We start from the raw sequence: 22,737 nt of genomic DNA, 5'->3' as shown, positions 1-22,737 counted from the left end.
CATCGCCCCAGTCACCTTAATTTTAAATGATTTAGCGTCCTGACGGTAACTTGAGTTCGATACCCACTTTTTGACCGACATCGATCGCCGTATTAACAAAATCAGTCATGCCTGCGATCGGAATTGCGATCGCAGTACCCGCCGCTACAAGAGCTGTTAACCTTTTTTTTAATCGAGTTTTATTCCATTGGTTTTCCGGTTTCTTAATTTCAGATTCGACATCTTCAATATCAATAATTATCCCCTCGCGGATGTCTTCGGGAAACTGCGTCGCGGTTTCACGCATTGATGAGATTAATTGGAGAATTTCCGCAGTATTGGCATTATTGATTTGCTTGAATTCATTATTGCTAACTTGCGCGTTGTCGCTGCCTATAACACCGGACATGGGGCCATTGAAGTTGTTGGTTTTTGAAGAGTTTTCAGTCATAACTTTTGCTTCGGCTGTAATATTAGTAGGTTTGCTAGCGAGTCGTTTAGCGATATCTACAAGGTCGTCATATTCTCTTCCGTATTTTTCATCGCCCATTTGGTTTCTGCGCCGAAGTTCGATCGACTCATAGCCATCCAGCAACTGCCGCAAATCGAGTTTGAGTTTAAGTTTGCCGACACGCACTGTATTCTCGCCCATATCCTCCAGCCCTAGCAATTCATCATAATCCAGCGGCTCGGCATCGGGATAACCGGGAACCGGAACCCATTGACTGATTTCCAGATTGCCAAAAGATTTGTGGATTTTGGTAAACGTATCGCGAATCATGCTGAGGAAAGAACGCCGCGTCGATTCCCGCCCGCTAACGGCAATAAAGATTTTCTTATCTTCCGGGTCAGATTTGATCCGGGCGATGTTGTACACCTGTGCGCCTTCGGTGTACTCCAGCATAATCCCCGTGCGCCAGTGGGTGCAGTTGTGGATTTTCTCGTGCATGAGGACGATGAAGCGCGAGAGGATGCTGTCGGGAAAGATGCCGTAGTGGTATTGAAATTCCAGGGTTTCGCCTTCGAGTTCGGTGTTTTCCGGTTGTTCTTTGGGCAAGATGCCGGGGATGAGGAAAGTCGGCGCGGGACAATGGCTGACGGGGAAGCAGAGTTCAAATTCCTCCATCAACCCGGTGAGGCAGTGGTAGCGGTGGCTGGGATATTTATTTGAGTCGAGGATGCGGCTGAGGTCGGCGTAGGTGAGAATGCCTTTGGTTTTGACTTTGAGTACCTCGTCGCTGAGGAGGGCATAGATGCCTTCTGTCACCCAGTGGGGATTGAGGATGTTGGTGGATTGCAGGATCGGGTGTTCGCGGAAGTTGAGGACAATGCCCAGGTTGTGCAGCAGGTCCATTAGTTGGGTTTGGTCGGTTTCTGCCAGGATGTTTTCTTTGGTGCAGATGGTAGCGTATTCGCTGATGCTGATGATGTCTTTGTCGAGGTTTTCCAGGCGCTGCTTGACTTGGAACCAGCTTAACGGCAAAGGATCGTAGACTTCTTTGAGTTCGGAGATTTCCGTGTGGATAGCGCTGCGGAGTTCGTCGATGCCGGTTCCGCTTTGGCAGGAGGTTTCGAGAATCGCTTTGATGTTGGGATATTTGTCGCGCAAGGCTTTGTGGTTGAGATCCAGGGGTTGTTCGTCGCACTTGTTGCCGACGAGGATGACGGGGGAGGCGTCGCCGAAGCTTTCGATCAGTTTCAGCCAGTATTCGAGGCGGTTTTGGTCTTCGCTGGTGCGGCAGTTGCACACCAGCAGGTAGAGGCTGCGTTTGGTAAGGAAAAATTGGTGGGTGGCGTGGTAGATTTCTTGTCCGCCGAAGTCCCAGACGTTGAGTTTGACGGGTTTGGTGTTGACTGTAATTTTCCAGTCTGTGATGTTGAGTCCGTCGGTTTGGGGCTCGTTGGGGTTGTATTTGTTGTCGATGAGGCGGTTGATCAGGGAGGTTTTGCCGACGCTGCTTTGCCCGACGAGGAGGACTTTGGCTTCGTTGAGGGGGCGGACTTCGCCGCTGCGGAGTTGGCGCAGGTAGTTGAAGATGGCCGCGGGAGTACCGGGATCTTCTGTGTCACCGAGAACTTCTGGAGAAATGGGCAGGGGATTGTCACGGAGATCGAGTATTTCAAGTTTTGGCAGTGTTTCCAAGCATTCAGGAATCTCTTCAATCTGATTGTTATTGAGACGAAGTAGTGTCAAATTCGACAGTTGGCAGATCGCCTGTGGGATAGAGGTAATCTGGTTGTTAAGGAGAACAAGCTTTGTCAGATTCGACAATTGGCAGAGCGCCTCTGGGATGAAGGTAATCTGATTGTTATGGAGAGCAAGTATTGTCAAATTCGACAATTGGCAGAGCGCCTCTGGGATGAAGGTAATTTGATTGTCATCAAGGAAAAGCCGTGTCAGATTCGACAATTGGCAGATCGCCTCTGGGATGAAGGTAATCTGATTGCTACTGAGACCCAGCAATGTCAGATTCGACAATTGGCAGATTGCCTCTGGGATGAAGGTAATCTGATTATTATAGAGAGCAAGCCCTGTTAGATTCGATAGTTGGCCGATCGCCTCTGGGATGAAGGTAATCCGATTGCTACTGAGGTCAAGTATTGTCAGATGAGACAGTTGAGCGATCGCCTCTGGGATGGAGGTAATCTGATTGAAACCGAGGTCAAGCTTTGTCAGATGAGACAGTTGCCAGATCGCATCTGGGATGGAGGTAATCTGATTGCTACGGAAGTCAAGCTGTGTCAGATTGGACAGTTGCCCGATCTCCTCTGGGATTTGGGTAATCTGATTGTTAGATAAGTTAAGTATTTTTAAGTTAGTTAATTGAAGAACAACATCAGGAAACTCAGTTAGCTGATTCCCAATCCATTCTTCTTTCTCCCAATCGAACTTCCCCAAGACCAACGTCTCAAGCTGCGTGCACTTGCCAATCTCCGGCGGCAATTCCTCCAATTCCAGCCCCGCCAAATCCAGTTCGGTCAATTTTTCCTCGGCTGCTTGCTCAATTCGCCGTACTGCTTCCTCTAGCGTCATGCCCTTTGTCTCTCCGTAGGGTTCATTTTATTGTGACAGGAATTTTTGGTTAGTGGGGAGTTTCCCGCGCGTCACAATCAAAGAAACCGCGTTTTTTTAGGTTTCTACACTGTCATGCGTCTTCTGGGCAAAAACCCGGTCTCTGAGCGAGACATCACAACTATAATAAAATAACGGTTACAAGAGGAAAGCCAATGGTGACGAGCCTGAATGTGGATACGGCACTGCTGCAAGAGGCGATCGAACTGGAGGGAGAAATTGAGTTCGAGAGTCTAGTTGAAATCGCCTTGCGCGAATACATTCAACGCCGCAAACAGCCACAGAATCTCGAACTTAGCTTTGGAGAATCTCTCACTGCATTTCGTGAAAAATATCAACTGCACGAACTGGGTTTAAATCCTGATGAAATTTGGGGAGAGGTTCGCGATCGAACTTTTGCAGGACGCGAGGTCATCTTTGAATGACGCTGCGTTATTTACTCGATACCAACATTATCTCCGAACCTGTTCGTCCTGTTCCGAATGCGAATGTGATGACTAAACTAATTGAGGCAAAATCCACAGTGGCGATCGCCTCGATCGTTTGGCATGAAGTTCTGCTGGGCTGTTATCGAATGCCAGATTCTAAGCGTCGCAGTGCGATCGAAGCTTATCTTCAGGAAGAAGTGAAAGTAAAATTACCGATTTTGCCCTACACCCAAGAAGCGGCTGAGTGGTTCGCTAAAGAACGAGCAAGACTAATCCCGATCGGGCTTACACCGTCTTATGCTGATGGGCAAATTGCAGCGATCGCTAAAGTCAATAATCTGATTCTGGTGACACGAAATGTTGCTGATTATGCAAACTTTCAAGACTTGGCAATCGAAAACTGGTTTTCTTAAACTTAATCCATTTAATCATCCGTTTGATGAGAAACTATAATGCGATCGATTTCTTCGCGGTGGCGATCGTAGTTTTTTTGTTTAGTGACGATAAATACCCAGAGAAACCTGGTTTCTCAGTTCTGCGTATGATACCTACTTACTTAAACTTTAGCTAATCTAAATATAAACACTTAATAAACCCCAATCTCATGTTTTTTACCAACGGATGACAAAGGGTGATAAGCTGGGGATAGGAAGTTATTTGTTTATGAACCAAATTAAACGTGTTGCCATAGTGGGAGGAACCCACGGAAACGAACTCACAGGAATTTACCTCGTGAAGAAATTCGATCGCGCGCCAGAGTTAATTGGGCGATCGACTTTTGAAACTATCACCCTGCTAGCCAATCCCAAAGCTTGCGAAATCGGGACACGCTACATCGATATTGACCTCAACCGCTGCTTTAGAAAGCAAGATTTAGAAAATCCCCATCTCTCCAGCTATGAAGCGCAGCGGGCGAAAGAAATCTACCGCATTTTTAGCTCAAAAAACACTCATCTGCCCAACTTAATTATAGATTTGCACAGCACCACATCCAACATGGGGCTAACATTTATTCTCGCCAGCCATCATCCATTTAACCTGCAACTAGCAGCTTATTTAAGCTCTGTGTATCCCCACCTCAAGGTACTCGCTTCTACAACCAAGAATCATGATAGTCCTTTGCTGCGATCTCTTTCCGAATTAGGCGGTACGCTGGAAGTTGGTGCAGTGCCGCAAGGCGTCTTGGAGGCGTCTTTATTTCAGCAAACCGAGCAACTTGTCTGCCGAATTTTAGACTGCGTAGAAGCCTACAATCAAGGCACCCTGCCTGCTGCAAAGTATCCCCTGACTATTTATCACACCATTGGGGCGATCGACTATCCCAGAAACGAGAACCGAGAAATTCAGGCAATGATTCATCCTCATCTGCAATTCAGAGATTATCAAGCCCTAAATCCCGGCGATCCGATGTTTTTGACCTTAGATGGTGAGTCGGTATTTTATGAAGGTAAATCAACCGTTTATCCCATTTTCATTAACGAGGCTGCTTACTACGAAAAAGGAATTGCCATGTGTTTTACCCAAAAGCAAATAGTTGTTAGTTATTAGTCATTAGTCATTAGTTATTTCTTGAGAGGGATCAGGTGACAAAAACTCTTCTTCAGAAGGCGCACTAACAGAACGAAATTGCTTCCATACTTCCAAACTGAGAATACAGGCAATCAGCCACACCAAACCCGCCGTATAACCGGCAATAACATCGGTAGGCCAGTGAACCCCTAGATAAAGCCGACTCAAACCAATACCCCCCACTAATACAACTGTCAAGCTGTAAATCCACCAGCGCTGCTTGGGAAAGCGCGAACCCAAGAAATAGCCTAACAAACCGTAAATAACCATTGAAATCATCGCGTGTCCGCTAGGAAAACTGTAAAAGCGAACGTCAACAACGCGCTCCCAAAGTTGAGGTCTAGCGCGCGCAAAAAGTTTTTTTAACAGTAGGTTTAAACCAACCGCCCCGGCGCCAGTAACTGCAATAGTTGTGGCTTCGGAGTTATGTTTTCGCACCCACAATATAATACCCAAACTCACGCTCAGGGCTAGCAGCAAATTTGGCTCTCCCAAAAATGTAAAGGCGAGCATGATGCGATCGCGCAGCGGAGTGTGAAGGCTCCTAAGATATAGTAAAATAGATTTATCGAAAGCGTAGGTTTCCTTTTCCAAAACCTCTTCGGCAAGGGTGGCAAATCCCCACATCGCCAAAGCAGCAACAGCAAGCCCGGCCAGCCGAATTATCGAAATGAGCGATCGAATTTTAGAGCGCATTTTTTAAGTAATTTAAACTTTTAAAAGTTTCAAATGAAAATAATACAACAACTATCGGAAACGAAACCGCCTTACCGATCGTCAAGATTCTTGAGCAACTTTATTCTGAATCATTAATTGATTTTTCACTACCCACCTCAGCTTTTACATCCAACCGGCGAATGACTATACTATCAAAAAAACACATTTCTGCAATTTTGTTAACCTTGGGGTTGACAAGTCTTTCTAGCTGTGCAATTAACAGCGGAGTAAGTGCGCCGATCGCCGAAGCCCACACGATCGCCCAGCGTCTCGTCTCTACCGCAGTCGCCCAAAAGCCGAACAACCCGCAATTCGGCCAGCCGATCGACTGTACCCTAGGAAAAGACTGTTTTGTATTGCTGTATTTCGATCGAGAACCCGGCCCCACCGCCGTCGATTTTGGCTGCGGGCGCCAAACCTACGACGGCCACGACGGCACAGATTTTGCCATTCCCGACGCCAAAGCAATGGCAAAAGGAGTGCCAGTTATTGCCTCCGCTGCAGGGAAAGTTTTGCGATCGCGAGATGGTGTGGTCGATCGGCGTTTACAAAACGATACAGACAAAGCCGGCATCGCAGGCACAGAATGCGGCAACGGCATGGTAATCGACCACGGCGGTGGTTGGGAAGCCCAATACTGCCACCTCCGCAAAGGCAGCGTTGCGGTCAAACCGGGTACGCAGGTACAAAAAGGCACTGTTTTGGGCATGGTGGGAAACTCTGGGATGGCATCTTTCCCCCACGTACACGTAACTTTTCGCTATCAAGGCAAACCCGTAGATCCGTTTGTCGGGCCCGACGCGAAGGTAGGCTGCAACATCGCCCGCAATCCTATTTGGGACAAGCCTCTAAACTATATTTCCACAGGTTTAATTCGGGCCGGTTTTGCCAATAAGCCGCCCGATATTAACGCTCTCTGGGAAGGACAATTTTCAGAGACTCAACTCCCTGCAAACAGTCCAGCTTTGTTGTTTTGGGTGCAAAGTTACGGAGTGCTCAAGGGCGATCGCGAACAATACAAATTAATTGCCCCCAACGGCACAACCATCGCCGATCAGACCAATGAAATTAAAGCCCCCAGCCGCACTTGGTTGGGTTATGTCGGCAAAAGAAACAGTACAAATTCTCCTCTGACTCCCGGAGTTTGGCGGGCAGAATATCGGTTGACGCGGGGCGATCGAGTTTTGGCAGAAGTCAAGCGAGAAGTTGAGTTGCGGTAGTCCCCAAGTTACTCATACCAAATTACTTTGAAAACGAGCATCAAATATGTTAAAATAACAACAATATTTTTCCATTTCTGATGGTCAAGTTTTCCTTTTCTCATAATAAAGATGTCATACAGCCAATTTACCAACCTAGAAATGATTGAAACCAACTTTGGCATAACCATTGCTGACAAAGTTGGTATTTTTGCCGATTTACCCGAAGCCGAGTATAGCGAGCTTCTCAGCCAAACTCTGCAATAAAACATTTCTTTGGCTTTAGCCATTAATACCGAAAAAGCTCGCTCAGAATTAATTGTCACACCTATTTTAGTAGAACTTAGAAAACAGTTTAAGTATCAAATTAGCTTTTTTTCAGGAAAAGAGTTTAATGTAGATTTAGCAAAAGGATTAACGGGTTTCTGTGATTTTCTGATTAGTCGTTCTCCCCAACAACTCCTAATCAAAGCCCCCGTTGTCGCCTTGGTAGAAGGTAAAAATGATAATATCCAAGCTGGGCTTCCCCGATCTATGGCAGAAATGATTGCTGCTCAACTTTTTAATGAAAGAAGAAACAATAATATTTCCGAAATATATGGAGGGGTCGCAACAGGGACAAATGGGAAATTTTTACGGCTTAGTAATCAAATTATGGAAGTTGATTTAAATGATTATTTAATTGATAGTTTTAGTAAAATTATTGGCATCTTAAAATATTTGATCGATGCAGCTAACCTATGAAACTGGGAGCCAATTTATGAAATTTGCTCAATATTGATAAATTTAACAGTAACTTAACCATAATTTTTACAATATCGCAAATTCTCCGGGACAATGTAGCTTTCATCAGCTTGTTGTCACCGGCTCGATCGCTCGTTTTTCCCCGTCGAACGCGAGCGTTCGGGAGCGTGGTTTGGAGGTTGACAATTTAGGGCAAATTGTTCCAAGCTTGAGCCACAATGTCGCTCAGCCATAGCCTCTGAGCAAAATCGAGCAGATTGTCGTCGGCGAGTACCTCAGCTTTCAATTCATCCAAAGACTGAGAGCGCGATCGAGCTATTTGAATCACACCTGCGATCGCCGAGGCCACCAATTCTTCATTCAGTGGCTGCTGTCGCAAAGCAATCATTTCTTGAGGATTCGTAGGAATGGGATAATTCATAGAAGTGCATACCGAAAGGAGTAGATATTCAGCCACTGTGGGCCAACCGAGAGCAAGAGCGATCGAAAATCTAAAAATCTGAGAACATTGTAAACTTATTTAAAACTCAATAAGTATTCGGGAGTATAGCCTACTTTGCTCCCTTGTCAACTCCCCCATCTTTATTAATTTATTCAGAATTGAGAGCCTAATCATGCAAGAAATTCTTTATCTAGAAGTCCCGACGCCGGATACAGCAGCCGTCTGCACTTGGTTGCAGGACGAATTCGATCCCGGAATCGGAGAAAAAATTATTACTGCTGACGGCTTTCGACTGCTTTCACCAGCCACAACAGCCGAGGTTCTCAAGTCTGGAACTCAAAATGCCAATCCCAAACCCCCCTTCGCGGACACCAATTCAGGAAACCAAAATTGGCGATCGACAGAACTTTCCACCTTTGTCTGGTCACTGCAGCGCACCACTTATTTAAAAGTCTTTCGTCTAGAAGAGGCGCCTGCGGGAGAAAAAAAGTTCCTGGAAGCTCTGAATCTTGCTGTGAGAAACAAGTTTCCCGATCACTACCGCGAACCCCCTGTCATAGACCTCTCCAAACAGTCAATTTTTGAGGCTCTTGCCCCCTATTACCCCCTCACTGTCAAATACTTCCAAAAAATGCCTCAAGGCGAATACGACCTCAAGCGCGTCTACTGGTGGGAACAGCGTTGGCGCGAAGGCACTCGCAATCCTCAAAAGCCAAAACAAGTAGTGTTTTTGAAGGAAGAGGGAACAGGGAAGAAGCAAGAAGGAAGAGGGAAGAAGGAAGAAGGTACAATTTCGGTGTCTGATTCTGGCGATACTTTTTATGACTTAATTTATATTGGCGGGGCCTTGGGAGTTATTCACGCCGCAGTCATGGCGAGATTGGGCTACCGGGTGCTGCTAGTTGAACGAATGCCTTTCGGGCGGATGAATCGCGAGTGGAATATTTCGCGGGATGAAATTCAAAGCTTAATTGATTTGGGTTTATTTACTGCTGCAGAAATAGAAACTTTGATTGCCAGAGAATACAAAGATGGCTACAACAAGTTTTTTGATGCTAACAATCCGCCCGTGGCTAAAGCGCCAGTTCTGCACACACCAAAGGTACTCAATGTAGCTTTGGACGGGGAGAAATTGCTGAATTTAGCGGGAGTTAAGCTAACAGAAGCTGGTGGAGAAATCTGGGACGAAACTGAGTTTCTTAGAGCCGATGTTGAAGCAGAAAAAGTAGTAGTTCAAGGCCGCCACTTGCCGACCAAAGCCGATCGCACTGCATTAGGACGGCTGCTGGTGGATGCAATGGGTTCGGCTTCTCCGATCGCTTGGCAATTGAACGAAGGGCGGACTTTTGACAGCGTTTGTCCGACAGTGGGGGCAGTCATCGACGGAGGATTTGAGCGGGGAGTATGGGATTCCGATTACGGGGATGTACTCTACACTCACGGGGACATTTCCCGCGGACGCCAGCTCATCTGGGAGTTGTTTCCCGGCGCCGGCACAGAATTGACAGTTTATCTATTTCACTACCACCAAGTACATCCAGACAATCCCGGTTCTTTGCTGGAAATGTACGAGGATTTTTTCGCAATTTTGCCGGAATACCGCCGCTGCGATGTCGATAAATTGGTGTGGAAAAAACCGACCTTTGGTTATATTCCGGGGCATTTTAGCAGCAACAGCAGCGATCGCTCCGTGGCGATCGATCGCCTAATCTCGATCGGCGACGCTGCATCCTTGCAATCTCCCCTCGTTTTCACAGGCTTCGGCTCCCTCGTCCGCAATCTTTTCCGCTTAACAGACCTTTTGGATACAGCGTTAAAGCACAATTTGTTGACTGCAAATCACTTAAATCAAATTCGCGCCTACCAGAGCAATGTTTCCGTAACTTGGCTGTTTTCTAAAGGCATGATGGTTCCTACCGGCAGCAGTTTGCCGCCTCAAAGAATTAATTCAATTCTCAATACCTTTTTCGGTATTTTGGCAGCACAAAAACTCACTGTAGCCGAAACTTTTATTAAAGACAGAATCGACTGGCTAACTTTCAATCGGCTGGCGCTCGAAGCAGCCGGAAAAAACCCTTCTCTCCTAATGTGGATTTTAGATTTTGTCACCTTGGGGGATATTTGGCGCTGGCTGGGAAGTTACTTGAATTTTACTCTGCTGGCTGTGGCCAGTTTGCTGTTCGGATGGCTTCCCAGCTTCGCCCGCAGGGTACAGCCTTGGTTGGAACCCCGGTATCCGGCTGTTTGGCTGTGGCTGTTGGCTACCAGCTATGCTCTCACCTACGGCATGGGAAAGGGGAGAAAAGAGTGTTGAGTGTTGAGTTTTGAGTTTTAACTCAAAACTAGCAACTTCCGTTCGCTATCGAAAACTCGGCAATTCAATTTCAGCTAGCGATCGGCGTTTTTTAGAAGCCCGCAGCGGACTGGCAATCAAGCTCAGCCAGTCTGGTTGGGCGACTGCTGTAGGTTTGGCCACACTCGATCGCACTTCTTGAATGCCAAAGGTTTCAACGGAGTTCAAAATTTGAAAAGCCCTGGCTAATTCTTGCGTGTCCACATGGGTAGCGGTTTCGGGTTGAGACTCAGCCATCGGCAGTTCAGGTTCCGCAACCGGTTCGGCCAAGTCAGGTGCCGGCTCATCAGGCTGGTAGGTTTCGTTCTCCTGCAATTGAATGGCAGATACCTCGGCTAATTTGTTGAGTTCTAGAGGCGCTGGGGCTTCAGGCTCGATCGCCTCCGGAGCAGCGGCTACCTCTGGAACCTCTTCTGGTTCCGACCAAGGTTGGACAGGGGAAGCGTTGAAGGCTGGCGGCACCGGCATCTGAGAGCTTTTGACCGCCGCGAGCAAAGATTCTAATTGTGCGCTGGCGGTGTCCAGACCATTGTCAGGCGGCTCGATCTTCGGCGACTTTACCTGCGGCCTGTCCAAACTTCTTTCCAAGGCAGCTTTGAATTGCAGAGTGTGGCGCTGCTGGCGGTGCAAGCGGGCTCGCAATTCCCTGCAAATATTTTCTGTGGCTACTAACTGCTGTAACTGTTCGTTGTAGCGCTGCACAGTAGACGCACATTCTCGCTCAACAGTCGCTAGCCTGACTTGGCTGGTTGCCAACTGACTTCTTAAACTTTCGACTAAAATTTCTTGACTTTGGAGGGTTTGATGGGAAACTTCCACTTTGCCAAACAGCCGCGTCAATTGTTCTTGAGTATTTTCTAGTTCTGCAGTCCGCTGTTCTAGCAAAGCTTCGCGATTCTGCAAGGTTTTTTGGGACTCTTCAAGAGCTGTTTCTAGCTGGGCGATGCGCTGCAAAAGGTCGCGGTTGCATTCGTGCAGCGCTTGCATTAGCGTGACAGGGGTCGATCCTTTGCCCTTGGCCTGTTCGGCATTCCCAAGCATATTTTTTAGGTTCTCTGAAATCGGGGGCGAGCCCGCCTCCGCCGGCTGTGTCGGAGATTGCGAATTTTTTGTTTCCGGTTTTGTGGGAATTGCATCTACGCTGATGGCGTTGGGAAAATCTACTGTTTGCCAGTCTTCTTCTGGCTGTTGGGGAACCGTTGCGGGAGGGTCTGTCGCATCGGGGGCGATCGGCTCAAAACCCCCAGCATCAGAAATATTTGACTGCAATGGTTCGGTATCGGATGGAACAGCAGGGTACGGTTGGTGCTGATGGGCTCGAAGATCAGCTTCTGACATGGCTTTTTATCCCAATACTCACAGGGTCTCAGATACAGTCTATCCTTAGAGATTCTACAGAAGGAAGCCCCTAAGTGATAGTTTTGGCCTTTTTCCGGTTTTTTGGGACAATAACCTCTGAATCGATTCGCGCGATCGAACTACAACCCGAACTCAAATTCAGGCGTAAGATGCGCCTGTGAGCACCCTACAGACGTGAGTTTTTGGTCCAGAGTCCTATCAAAATAATTTTTCCTGATGTCTAACGCACTGTTTCGGTATGCGTGCGATCGCCTAAGCTTTAACAACTGCACAATGTTTGTCAATGATTGCTGGAACTTCTGCCGGTGCAATGCGGCTGTAGCGAGTTTTGTCCGGCATCACAACTATATTTGGGCCCGCTTTACACTGTTTGAGACATCCGGTTCCCTGTACTGTCACTTTGTCTTCTAAACCGCGCGCATTCAAAGCATTTTCTAAAGCTTTACAGACTCCTCCAGCGCCCCGCTTCAGGCAGTCTGATTTTTGACATACTAATATTTTGGTTTGGGTTTTTGCTGGAGGTTTTACAGTTTGAGCTGCTGTGGGAGAGGTGAATTCGCTTTTGCCGATCGCGCGATCGTCGGATGTCAATACCGCAACAGGCCCATTGGTGGAGTCGAGCTGTTCTGGCGATCGATCGTTGTTACCCTGAGCCAGCTTGAGGCTGCGAGCTTTAAGTTTTATTTTACCGTTTTTCAAATTGAGTTCTTTCTCACCTACAACTTGAACTCTCAACCCCGGTGTCAAAATAGGCGACAGAAATGCCCGCAATTCCTTGCAAAGTTTAACAAGATATTCTACTCCGCGATCGCTACTAATTCGCAAATATTTAAGTTTACACCCATCTTCAATAATCAGGCCGAGGATTTCTCCCTCTAAACTGAATTCGGAAACTTGCTTGCCAGATTTATACATTGTTATAACTCCTTTAAATCCGTTACATCCGTTACATCTTGTACGCTGCTCTTTGCCTAACTTCCTGCTTCCTTTAGCCCCTTTGCCAGCAGCACTCCAGCCACTGCACGAGTTCGCCCTTCGGGGCACTGACTTGCCTCAACACGCTCTTTAACTGAGCAGCTTGTTTGACAGTGTTGACTTTTGCCCGCAAAGGTTGGTCAACCGCACACCAGCAGGGAATTTCTAGCTCTTGCAAGCGTTTGTAAACTTGCCACCTATCTAGCCAACTAACTTGCACAATGTCACAAACTTCTAATTCTGGATCTGCTGGATTCATTTTTTGACAACAGTAATAATTTGCATTAATTTTTACCCTGACTGATAGCGGGCAGAAGTTCAAAGCTAGATTTCCGAAGAACCTCAAGGATTATCAACAGCCCTTCCTAAAAAATTTTGCCTTTTACCCTCTGCCTTCTGCCTTCAGAAGGTTCGCCCCACTTTCAGGAAGCGTTTAGAACGAGGATCTTTTTAAAGCATAACCCAACTGCTAATAATTCTCAATAGGTTTAGAAAATAAATTTCCTACTCTATAAAATCTTCCACTATCGAGGCAGACGCTGCTTGACTGGTAAATTTACAGTGCTAGACTGACTCTATTGGCAACAAAACTGCCTATTGAGAGGAGAACACACATGGCTGAGACTCAGAGTGCATTGAGACCGTTTGGCCACATAGCCGAAAACCCAGTTCTACTGGAACATTCAGTCACAGCACCGATTTGTGAAGGGATGAACGCGCTGCTGGCCAGTTTTCAGGCTCTATACCTGCAATATCAAAAACATCATTTTGTGGTGGAAGGGGCAGAATTTTACTCCTTGCACAAATTCTTTGAAGAAAGCTACGGAGAAGCTCAAGATAGCGTCCACGAGTTGGGCGAACGGTTAAACGGGTTGGGCGGCATACCGGCAGCTAGCTTTAGCAAGTTAGCCGAGCTGTGCTGTTTTGAGCCGGAAGCCGACGGCGTATATTCCTGCCGCCAAATGCTAGAACACGATTTGACGGCGGAACAAGCTATTATAGGTTTGCTGCGCCGTCAAGCAGGACAAGCAGAAAGTTTGGGCGATCGAGCTACGCGCTACCTCTACGAAAAAATCCTGCTGAAAACCGAGGAACGGGCTTATCACATTTCTCACTTCCTCGCCCCCGATACCTTAGTGCAATTGAACTTGAACTAAAAATTCTTCTTCTTCCTCTTCCTTCGCGCATTCGGGGTTGGTTATCTTAGATCGAAAAAAAAGCGGGCAGTCATAAAACTGCCCGCTTTTTTATACAAAGTGTGCTTAGCCGGAGGGAATTAAGGCGCTAAAGCATTGCCGCGCAACAAGCTACCAATGGTTTTCGCAGTAATCTTCATCTGAATGAAGGGATTAGCCGGTACCACGGTTTTATACAAGTAGCTATCGAATGTGAGCTTTTGCACATCGCGATCGGCACACATTTCCACAAAAGCTTCGCGGGTAGCGTCGGAACGGTAGAACACGCGCTGCAAAATGTCCAGAACTTTGTAAGTAATGCCGTAGGCTTTATCCCACCGCTTGAGGTAAATCTTAATTTCCTCTTCAGTCGGAATGCGCGCGCCTTTATTGGAAATCTCCACAATAGTTTCGGCGCACATCCGGCCAGACTTGGCGGCAAAATAGATACCTTCGCCAGAAGACTTAGTAACGTAACCTGCTGCATCGCCTACGAGAGCAACTCGGCCGACAACCCGGCGGGGACGCGGATGTTCCGGGATGGGGTGAGCTTCCACTTTAATAATCTCACCGCCCATCAGTTTTTTGGCAGCGCGGGCGCGGACGCCTGCTTGCAGCTTTTTGATGCTGGCTTGATTGACTTTCATCGTGCCGGTACCGACGGCTACGTGGTCGTATTTGGGGAACACCCAAGCGTAGAAGTCAGTAGATACGTCGTCGCCGACGTACATTTCGGCTAAGTCTTCGTAGTAAGCCATTTTATCTTCTGGCAGGCGGATGCGCTCTTGGAAGGCGATCGCATAATTGTAGTCGCCAGCGTCGATCGCCTTTGCTACGCGGGAGTTAGCGCCGTCAGCCCCGATTACCAAATCCACCTTCAGAGTTTTCTGAATTCCCATGGCGCTGCCGTCGGAGTGGTCGGCATAGTGGAGAGTATAGGGGTCTGTATTGTTGCCGGGAATTTCTAATTTGTGAACGGTGCCGTTAATCAGTTTTGCACCCAACGAAGCGGCGCGATCGCGCATGAAGCCGTCGAGCACTTCGCGGCGGCACATACCGATGTATTCATGTGCGTTTTCAATATTGATGTCCACCTCGACGTTGGAGGGGGAGATCATTTTCATTTTTCTGACTTGGCGGTCAATAATACTTTGCGGCAAGTCAAATTCGCTGACCATGCACAGGGGAATCGCCCCACCGCAGGGTTTGGCGTTGTCTAATTTACGCTCGAATAGGTATGTTTCGATGCCTGCTTTTACCAATGTTTCGGCGGCGGAAGAACCCGCAGGGCCTGAACCTACTACTGCAACCCTTAGTGTCAAAGCTTTTCTCTCCAGTTTTTTTCTATAGGCATTACTCAGGTGTGATGGTATCACGGACTTTGGATGCGGTGGGGTGAAGCAGGGGAGATTTCAATGAAATGAAACAGAGCTTAACAGTTCGATACGAAAATCGGGTTTCGGACAGTAGGTGCGATCGAAGATCTTAAATCTTTAACGGCAGATGAACGCGGATGTGCGTTGATGTGCCCTAGTGTGCGATCGAACTTCTAAGAACAAGCTCGAAAGCTTGTTCCACAACCGATGAATTTTCTGCTTGTGGGGTGGGTTTCTAGGCTGAACAAGCTTTCGGGCCTGTTCCACAACCGATGAATTTTCTGCTTGTGGGGTGGGCATCTTGCCCGCCCCTAACAGGTTAGAACCAGTCCAATAAGTTACATTAAAGTTACTTGCACTTATATCTAAAATTCTTATGCTCGGTAATTTTCAACAAAGCAACCTGCGGATTGAGCTTGAAGCTTCCGAAACAGCGATTAGAGACAGCTTGTTGCGTCCGAGTCAATTGCAGCAGTGGCTGTGGCCGCAGCAGTTGTCTAGCGGTTTGCCGGAAGAATTTGCTCAAGGTTTGACCTTTACAAGTTGGCTGGGCCCAGTGGCAGTTCAGCATCACGTTGATATTGTTGAGCACAATTGTCTGCGCCTGTTATTGAGTCAGGGAATTGACGGATTTCACGAGTGGTATTGGGGCGATGGTTGGGTGCAGTCTCGCTTGGAGGGGGTGTCGCTGCTGCCACTGAATTTGGGGCAAACCGCTAGTTTACTGCGACTGCGGGAGTTTGTAGCGGGGAAGGGTAAGCGGAAGTAGATAAATGACTCTCCAAAATCCTGAAAACAAAGTCTGGTAGTCCTGCATAGCAAGGAAAAATTCTCAATTCTTTTAGGGATAAAGAAGCGTTGTATTGATGAATAAAATACCACAAAGCTCCCACATGATTTGAGAGCTTTTTAGATTAGGAAAGGCTCTTTCTTACAACAATAGCAAGATATCCTGTACATCAGGGAGTTCTTGCATCTTTAGAGATCAGAAGTTTTGCCCGTATCTTTCCCGACAGATTTGTGTCGCTGGCGAGGCAAAACTTTTTTATATGCGACCAAAAAATCGGTATAATAGACAGCACATCGTCTCTCAACTACTGGGACTGAATCTGACAAACCTTTAGCGCCCATTTCAACTAGACTTCCTATATACAGCCATCCTAAATCATTTGTGCATTTCTTACTCCCTACCCTTACTAAGGGGAGGGTTGGGTGGGCTGGGGTAAAAAAATTACGACTCATGTAGGATTGCTATAAACCGCTAGAATTTCTTTGGTTAAGGCATCTATTGGCAGCTCTTTCCACTGCTTGTTCCCCTTATTGCCTACAAACGACTACATTTGATCGTGTTGGATCGTTAGCTTGCCTTGATTTTTTGACTTTACTTGAACTTTCCGGGGGACTGATGCTAATTGTTGAAAAACACATAGTATTAGAACCAGCGGGGGGACACCCTCGTGACTTTGACAATCGCGACTCAAGATATTTTTTCTAATAAAAGCCGATCTCTCAATTTTTTTGTTTCTTCTGAAATCCTTTGATGTGCGCGGTTTTAAACAAACTGCCTGTGACAATATATAGATTTAAAGTTTTGCTTAGCGCTGGGGGTGGGACAATTTTTAACGATGTTTGGAGAACCGAAACGGGGACAATTCATGGAGTTGAGAATTAACAAGGCTTAGATACGTCGCATTATAACTCCTTACCCTTACTCTGCCAGACCACCTGAAAGCCACTTCGCTGCCGAAAAACTAAGAGTGTGTTATAAAAACATAATTTGTTCCTTTCTAAAGCGCTATTCTCGACACAACGAATCCGGTGTGTTTTGAGTAAACGTTAATTTTTACCAAAAAAATAAATATGCTCTCCATTCCAGGCATTGCCGTCCAGAAACTGCTTTACGAAAGTACCAACTCTCTGGTTTACCGGGGGATTCGGGAAGCGGATCGCCAACCGCTCATCCTGAAACTGCTCAAAGAAAGCTACCCCACACCTCAAGAATTGCTACGCTACCGCACCGAATACCGTATCACTAGAGAGCTGAAAGAGGCGGGAGTCGTGCAAGTTTATGACTTGCAAAAATACCAAAATAGCCTCGTAATTTTTGTGGAGGACTTTGGCGGGGAATCCTTGAAAATATGGATGCAGCAGCGAAAGTTTAGCCTCAAGGAGTTTCTGATCCTGGCGATCGCTGCCACTGAAACTTTAGGGCAAATTCATAGCGCCAATATTATCCACAAAGATATTAACACCTCAAATATTGTTTATAACCCGGAAACTGGACAGCTCAAAATTATCGACTTTGGCATTTCCACTCAGCTAACGCGAGAAATGCCAACCCTGAAAAATCCCAACGTTTTAGAAGGAACCCTCGCTTACATCTCGCCGGAACAAACTGGTAGGATGAATCGCTCTATCGATTACCGCACTGACTTTTACTCCCTCGGCGTCACCTTCTACGAATTGCTGACAGGAAAACTACCTTTTGAGACAGAAGACGCTTTAGAGCTAGTTCACTGCCACATTGCCAGACAACCAGTTCCCCCGCACGAAATCAAGCCAGAAATTCCCCTAATCCTCTCGCAAATTGTCAGCAAGCTGATGGCAAAGAATGCGGAAAATCGCTATCAAACTGCATTGGGTCTCAAGCAGGATTTAGAAATGTGTCTGGTTCAATTACAAGAAACCGATAGCATAGCAGAATTTGACTTGGGAACCCTGGATCTTACAGACCATTTCCTGATTCCCGAAAAGTTATACGGCAGAGAAACAGAAGTTTTTCATCTATTAGCTGCCTTTGAAAGAGTTCGTAATGCTAGTGCCGAAATGATGCTAGTAGCTGGATTTTCTGGGATTGGTAAAACCGCAGTAGTGAATGAAGTGCATAAGCCGATCGCCCGACAGCGCGGCTATTTTATCAAAGGCAAATACGACCAATTCCAGCGCAATATCCCCTTCAGTGCATTTGTGCAAGCATTTCGGGAATTGATGGGACAATTATTATCAGAAAGTGACGCTCAGTTACACAGATGGAAAACCCTGATTCTCACCGCAGTAGGCGAGAGTGGGCAAGTCTTGATAGACGTAATTCCTGAATTAGAGCACATCATTGGCGCTCAACGTCCTGCATTAGAATTGTCGGGGAGTGCAGCACAAAATCGCTTCAATCTGCTGATGCAGAAATTTGTGCAAGTATTTACCCAAGCAGAACATCCCTTAGTGATGTTTTTGGACGATTTGCAGTGGGCAGATTCGGCATCTTTGAAGTTATTACAACTATTGATGGAAGATACGGGGCATCTGTTAGTATTGGGTGCTTATCGGGATAATGAGGTATCACCGGCTCATCCGTTTATGTTGACGGTGGATGAGATTGTGAAGTCGGGAGCCACGGTGAATACGATTACTCTGCAACCGTTGAGTTTAGCAGATCTCAATCAGTTGGTAGCAGATACGCTGATTTGCGATTTATCTTTAGCCGGGCCCCTGACAGAATTGGTTTATCAAAAAACCCAAGGTAATCCCTTTTTCTCGACTCAATTCCTCAAAGCCTTGTATGAAGATGGTCAAATTATTTTTAACCCCCCTCAATCCCCTCTTACTAAGGGAGGCAGTAAAGGGGGGTGGCAGTGCGATATTAATGAACTTAAATTTGCCGACGCCTCGGATGTGGTGGAGTTTATGGCGACGCAATTGCAGAAGTTGCCTAAAGAAACTCAGGATGTTCTCAAACTTGCCGCGTGCATTGGGGCGCAGTTTGATTTAGAGACATTGGCAATAGTCAGCGAAGAATTACCAGAACAAACGGCATCAGCGCTGTGGAAAGCCTTGCAAGAAGGACTCATTTTAGTGATTTCAGAAGGCTATAACTTCATTCAAGCAGATGCTCAATCCCCGAATCAGTCTGTTGCTAATCCCACTTATAAGTTCCTGCACGATCGCGTCCAGCAAGCGGCTTATTCCTTGATTCCCGACGATCGAAAACAAGCTACTCATCTCAAAATTGGACAGTTACTGCTACAAAGTTCTTCCGAGATAGAAACAGACGAAAAAATCTTTGATATTGTGGGGCATTTAAATCAAGGAATTGAGTTAATCCATCAATTCAGTGAACGCTCAGCCTTAGCTCAACTAAACTTAGAAGCTGGACGTAAGGCTAGAAATTCTACCGCCTACGCTGCCGCAAATATCTATCTACAAACGGGAATTGAGCTACTGACACGTCAATGTTGGCAAACTGAATATGAATTGGCGCTAAATCTTTACGTTGCTGCTGCTGAAATTGCCTATTTGAATGGTGATTTTGATAGTATGGAACAGATGGCAGCACTGGTTTTGCAAGAAGCCCAAACAATTTTAGATCGAGTTAAAATTTACGAAATTCAAATTGCCGCTCAGACAGCCCAGAGCAAGGTTTTAGAAACGATCGCAGTAGCCAGAGACGCACTCTTACAATTGGGCATTGAACTTCCTGCCGAACCTGATGAAGCCAAGATTGGCAAAGCGCTACAAGCCCTTGCGGGCCAACTAAGCGGCAGAAAGATTGAGGAATTGGTTGACCTACCTGTGATGACAAATCCACAGACTCAGGCAGCTATGCAACTGTCTGGTATGTTGTTTCCACCCATTTTCCAGGGAATGCCCGGTTTGCTGCCCCTGCTGAGCTCCACGATGGTAAGTTTATCGCTCTCCTTTGGGAATGCGCCCGCATCGACGGTGGGTTATGCGATGCACGGGATGGTATTCTGTGCCTTTTTACAAGAGGTGGAAACGGGCTATGGCTTTGGGCAATTGGCACTCTCATTGCTGGATAGGTTGAATGTACCCGAATTCAAGTCCACAGTTCTACTTTTGTTTGGTGGCTGGATTCAGCATCGCCAAGAATCTCTTTTGGCAACGATACCGACGCTGAAAGAGGGCTATAGGTTGGGCATGGAAACAGGCGACTTTGTAAACGCTGGCTACAACATATATATTTGTTTTTATACTTATTTATTTGCTGGGGTAGAACTAGACACTTGGGAACCAGAAATAGCAAGTTATAGGGCTGTCATGGCGCAGTTGAAACAATCTTCTGCTGGGGTTTATTTGGATATGATTCAGCAGACGGTGCAAAACTTGAGGGAAACCCGTATTCGACCGGATTTGTTAATAGGCTCTGCCTACGATGAAACGGTGATGATTCCCAAGCACTATCAGGATAATGAATTTACGGCGATCGCTTGTGCCTGCATCTACAAACTGCTGCTTGCTTACTGCTATGGGAATTATACGGCTGCCTTAGACCACATTTCCCAAGTTAAACAGTATTTGATGGGAGTATCTGGATCAGCTTTTGTTCCAATTTTTCATTTTTATGCCGCCCTGACGCACCTGGCACTTTTTCCCGCACAGCCAGCAATTGAGCAAACTGAAATTATTTCCTTAGTGGAAACCCATCAAACCACGCTGCAACAGTGGGCGCAAAATGCTCCGATGAATTATCTTCATAAATGGTATTTAGTGGAAGCAGAACGGCAACGGGTGTTGGGCAATAAGGCCGAGGCGATTGAAATGTACGATCGCGCAATTTTTGGAGCCAAACAAAACAAATATGTTAATGACGAAGCCCTGGCAAACGAAATCGCAGCCAAATTCTACGGGGAATGGGGCAAAACAAAAGTTGCTCAAGCCTACATTTTTGAGGCGTATTATTGTTATGTTGAATGGGGAGCCACTGCTAAGGTAACGGATTTAGAAACGCGATATCCCCACTTATTCGCAGTAACTCAACCGGGAAGGAAAAACACTCAAACTACCGTAGCAATGACAACGACTGGTTCGGGAAATCACCTAGATATCACTGCCGTCATGAAGGCTTCTCAGGCGATTTCTGGAGAAATTATGCTAGATAATTTACTGTCTAGCTTGATGAAAATTTTGATGGAAAATGCAGGGGCGCAACGAGGCTATCTGATTTTGTTAAGCCAGGGACAACTGTTCATTGAAGCTGAAGGGACAATCAATGACGAACTCGTCACCGTGTTGCAGTCAATCCCCGTTGAAACCTGTCAAGACCTTTCCTCCGCAATTGTCAATTATGTGAGTCGGACTCAAGAAAGCGTGGTACTAGATGATGCTGCGCGATCGGGACAATTTACTAACGACGCCCACATCCGAAAGCATCAGCCCAAATCAATTTTATGTGTGCCGCTGATTAACCAATCTCAAATCATTAGTATTGTTTACTTAGAAAATAATCTGACAGCGGGAGCTTTTACCCCTGAAAGAGTGGAACTATTAAAAGTGTTATCTGGACAGGCGGCGATCTCGATTCAAAATTCTAAGCTTTATACAGAAGTACGAAAAAATGAAAGCAGGCTGGCTCAACTCAACAAAGCTTACGAGCGATTTGTTCCCCATCAATTTCTCCAGTTTTTAGAGAAATCAAGCATCATTGATGTGGAATTGGGCGACCAAGTGCAGTTAGAAATGTCGGTGTTGTTTTCCGACATTCGTGACTTCACCACGCTTTCGGAAACTATGACGCCGGAGAATAATTTCAAATTTATCAATTCCTATCTTTCTCGTATGGAACCTGTTATTAATCAAAATCACGGGTTTATTGATAAATATATTGGCGATGCGATTATGGCGCTGTTTAGTGGGGAAGCTGATAATGCGGTGAAAGCGGGAATAGCGATGCTGCACCGTCTCGTTGAATATAATGAATACTGCACCAACTCGGGCTGTGCGCGGATTCAGATTGGGATTGGGATTAATACGGGTTCTTTGATGCTGGGAACTGTGGGCGGACCAAATCGCATGGACGGGACGGTAATCAGCGATGCGGTAAATTTAGCTTCTCGTGTGGAAAGTTTGACAAAAAATTATGGGGTTTCGCTGTTAATTACTCAGCCAACTTATACGCGCCTGAAAAATCCATCTCAGTACACAATCCGCACTCTAGACACGGTAAAAGTCAAAGGAAAATCCGAAGCTGTGACGATTTATGAGGTGTTTGATGCAGATCCGCCAGAAATTAAACAGACCAAGTTAGCTACGCTGGAATTGTTTGCAGAAGCTAGGGCACTTTACTCGGAAGGCAAGTTATTTGAAGCGGCGCGACTGTTTTCTGAGTGTTGGCGTCAGAATCCGGGCGATCGCGTTGCTAAAATTTACTGGGAACGCTGTGAGTCTGCATTGGTGACTCGCACCAAAATCAAAGACAGGCTACACAATTTAAATTAAGCGGTTTCTATACCTGAAAATCACAGCAAAAGTACGATCGACTGTTGAGTCAGCATACAAATTAGGCGATCGAAATCGGGTAGGTATGTTGTGGCGCTAAAGCGCTTTAGCGCCACAA

General features: G+C 46.4%; 17 protein-coding genes. 10 read left to right on the top strand and 7 right to left on the bottom strand.

Features of this window, described 5'->3' with window-relative positions; genetic code table 11:
- Window positions 1-31 precede the first annotated feature (31 nt).
- Window positions 32-3,013: a leucine-rich repeat domain-containing protein gene (locus tag QUA27_RS05595; RefSeq protein WP_333066868.1), complete on the bottom strand. Its 2,982-nt coding sequence runs from the start codon at window positions 3,011-3,013 to the stop codon at window positions 32-34.
- A 194-nt stretch (window positions 3,014-3,207) separates the two neighbouring features.
- Here QUA27_RS05595 and QUA27_RS05590 point away from each other — a divergent pair, with 194 nt between their 5' ends.
- From QUA27_RS05590 to QUA27_RS05580, 3 genes are all read left to right on the top strand, one after another.
- Window positions 3,208-3,477 (top strand): type II toxin-antitoxin system VapB family antitoxin, encoded by a 270-nt coding sequence (locus QUA27_RS05590; RefSeq protein WP_333066867.1) that lies wholly within the window; start codon window positions 3,208-3,210, stop codon window positions 3,475-3,477.
- On the top strand, window positions 3,474-3,893 hold the full coding sequence (locus QUA27_RS05585; RefSeq protein ID WP_333066866.1) for a type II toxin-antitoxin system VapC family toxin: 420 nt from the start codon (window positions 3,474-3,476) through the stop codon (window positions 3,891-3,893). The genes QUA27_RS05590 and QUA27_RS05585 overlap by 4 nt, the downstream gene beginning before the upstream one ends.
- Before the next feature lie 250 nt (window positions 3,894-4,143).
- Window positions 4,144-5,028 (top strand): aspartoacylase, encoded by an 885-nt coding sequence (locus tag QUA27_RS05580; protein ID WP_333066864.1) that lies wholly within the window; start codon window positions 4,144-4,146, stop codon window positions 5,026-5,028.
- Between the two features lie 3 nt (window positions 5,029-5,031).
- Here QUA27_RS05580 and QUA27_RS05575 read toward each other — a convergent pair whose 3' ends face one another.
- On the bottom strand, window positions 5,032-5,745 hold the full coding sequence (locus QUA27_RS05575; protein ID WP_333066863.1) for a phosphatase PAP2 family protein: 714 nt from the start codon (window positions 5,743-5,745) through the stop codon (window positions 5,032-5,034).
- Between the two features lie 161 nt (window positions 5,746-5,906).
- Here QUA27_RS05575 and QUA27_RS05570 point away from each other — a divergent pair, with 161 nt between their 5' ends.
- From QUA27_RS05570 to QUA27_RS05560, 3 genes are all read left to right on the top strand, one after another.
- Window positions 5,907-6,986, top strand: a complete 1,080-nt coding sequence (locus tag QUA27_RS05570) for a M23 family metallopeptidase (protein WP_333066862.1) — start codon at window positions 5,907-5,909, stop codon at window positions 6,984-6,986.
- A gap of 111 nt (window positions 6,987-7,097) precedes the next feature.
- A complete protein-coding gene (locus QUA27_RS05565) occupies window positions 7,098-7,232 on the top strand; it encodes a hypothetical protein (RefSeq protein ID WP_333066861.1) in 135 nt (44 codons plus the stop codon).
- Window positions 7,233-7,241: 9 nt separating this feature from the next.
- The gene (locus QUA27_RS05560; protein ID WP_333066860.1) at window positions 7,242-7,709 is read left to right on the top strand and encodes a hypothetical protein; all 468 of its coding nucleotides are present in this window, start codon (window positions 7,242-7,244) and stop codon (window positions 7,707-7,709) included.
- Window positions 7,710-7,896: 187 nt separating this feature from the next.
- On the opposite strand, the gene QUA27_RS05555 is transcribed toward QUA27_RS05560, so the two are convergent.
- On the bottom strand, window positions 7,897-8,130 hold the full coding sequence (locus tag QUA27_RS05555) for a hypothetical protein (RefSeq protein WP_190662685.1): 234 nt from the start codon (window positions 8,128-8,130) through the stop codon (window positions 7,897-7,899).
- Window positions 8,131-8,323: 193 nt separating this feature from the next.
- On the opposite strand from QUA27_RS05555, the gene QUA27_RS05550 reads away from it, so the two are divergent.
- Entirely contained in the window at window positions 8,324-10,465 is a 2,142-nt protein-coding gene (locus tag QUA27_RS05550) for an FAD-dependent oxidoreductase (RefSeq protein WP_333066859.1), read from the top strand.
- 45 nt (window positions 10,466-10,510) lie between these two features.
- Here the strand turns inward: QUA27_RS05550 and QUA27_RS05545 are convergent, their stop codons facing one another.
- The 3 genes from QUA27_RS05545 to QUA27_RS05535 form a co-directional block, all read right to left on the bottom strand.
- Window positions 10,511-11,842: a hypothetical protein gene (locus tag QUA27_RS05545; protein WP_333066858.1), complete on the bottom strand. Its 1,332-nt coding sequence runs from the start codon at window positions 11,840-11,842 to the stop codon at window positions 10,511-10,513.
- Between the two features lie 273 nt (window positions 11,843-12,115).
- On the bottom strand, window positions 12,116-12,778 hold the full coding sequence (locus QUA27_RS05540) for a (2Fe-2S) ferredoxin domain-containing protein (RefSeq protein WP_333066857.1): 663 nt from the start codon (window positions 12,776-12,778) through the stop codon (window positions 12,116-12,118).
- Between the two features lie 73 nt (window positions 12,779-12,851).
- Window positions 12,852-13,097, bottom strand: coding sequence for an Asr1405/Asl0597 family protein (locus tag QUA27_RS05535; protein WP_333066856.1), 246 nt, complete (start codon window positions 13,095-13,097; stop codon window positions 12,852-12,854).
- Window positions 13,098-13,452: 355 nt separating this feature from the next.
- Here QUA27_RS05535 and dpsA point away from each other — a divergent pair, with 355 nt between their 5' ends.
- A complete protein-coding gene (dpsA, locus tag QUA27_RS05530) occupies window positions 13,453-13,995 on the top strand; it encodes a DNA starvation/stress protection protein DpsA (RefSeq protein WP_333066854.1) in 543 nt (180 codons plus the stop codon).
- A 119-nt stretch (window positions 13,996-14,114) separates the two neighbouring features.
- Here dpsA and chlP read toward each other — a convergent pair whose 3' ends face one another.
- A complete protein-coding gene (chlP, locus tag QUA27_RS05525; RefSeq protein ID WP_242723505.1) occupies window positions 14,115-15,335 on the bottom strand; it encodes a geranylgeranyl reductase in 1,221 nt (406 codons plus the stop codon).
- A gap of 430 nt (window positions 15,336-15,765) precedes the next feature.
- Here chlP and QUA27_RS05520 point away from each other — a divergent pair, with 430 nt between their 5' ends.
- Window positions 15,766-16,158, top strand: coding sequence for a hypothetical protein (locus QUA27_RS05520; protein ID WP_333057711.1), 393 nt, complete (start codon window positions 15,766-15,768; stop codon window positions 16,156-16,158).
- 1,091 nt (window positions 16,159-17,249) lie between these two features.
- Window positions 17,250-22,619, top strand: coding sequence for an AAA family ATPase (locus QUA27_RS05515; RefSeq protein ID WP_333066853.1), 5,370 nt, complete (start codon window positions 17,250-17,252; stop codon window positions 22,617-22,619).
- The last annotated feature ends 118 nt before the right edge of the window (window positions 22,620-22,737 follow it).

The organism is Microcoleus harperi Pol14_C6 (genome assembly GCF_036701295.1).
Lineage (GTDB): Bacteria > Cyanobacteriota > Cyanobacteriia > Cyanobacteriales > Microcoleaceae > Microcoleus.
The sequence above is the reverse complement of the archived record's forward strand: the minus strand, read 5'-3'. Positions and strand labels throughout refer to the sequence as shown.